1 protein-coding gene is annotated in these 392 nt (G+C 33.9%); it reads right to left on the bottom strand.

From position 1 onward, the window contains the following. Positions 1–392: transposase (locus LJD32_RS15105; RefSeq protein ID WP_227403851.1), on the bottom strand; the 392-nt coding region annotated here is incomplete at both ends.

Below are 392 nucleotides of genomic sequence, written 5' to 3'. Positions count from 1 at the left end.
CATCTGATCATCTTTTTGTCATCTTCATATTTGATGATGCGATTTTCAGCCATGGGAGGTCTGGAAGTGTATCTGGTAATGTAATTGACGCAATCATCAACATTATTGTCGTCATTGTCTTTTTCTTTCTTTTTAGCGTAGACATAAAAGCCGTTTACAAGTTCATCATAGAATCTCTGTTTAAGATAACGAAAATGTTTGAGCTTTTGTTTAGAAAGAAGATCAAGGACCTGATACATCCATGTCTTTCTGAGTTTTTCATAGGAAATAAAAGAAAAGTTCTTCATTTTATTTTTTTTGGTATCAAAAGCTTCTTCGCAAACAAGGCAGTGGATATGGGGATTCCATTTCAAATCTCTGCCAAAAGTATGTAAAGTCAAAACAGAACCGAA

Origin of the sequence: Faecalibacillus sp. TM498, assembly GCF_020589955.1 — a bacterium.
Lineage (GTDB): Bacteria > Bacillota_I > Bacilli_A > Erysipelotrichales > Coprobacillaceae > Faecalibacillus > Faecalibacillus intestinalis.
This window is presented reverse-complemented; position numbering and strand designations above follow the sequence as displayed.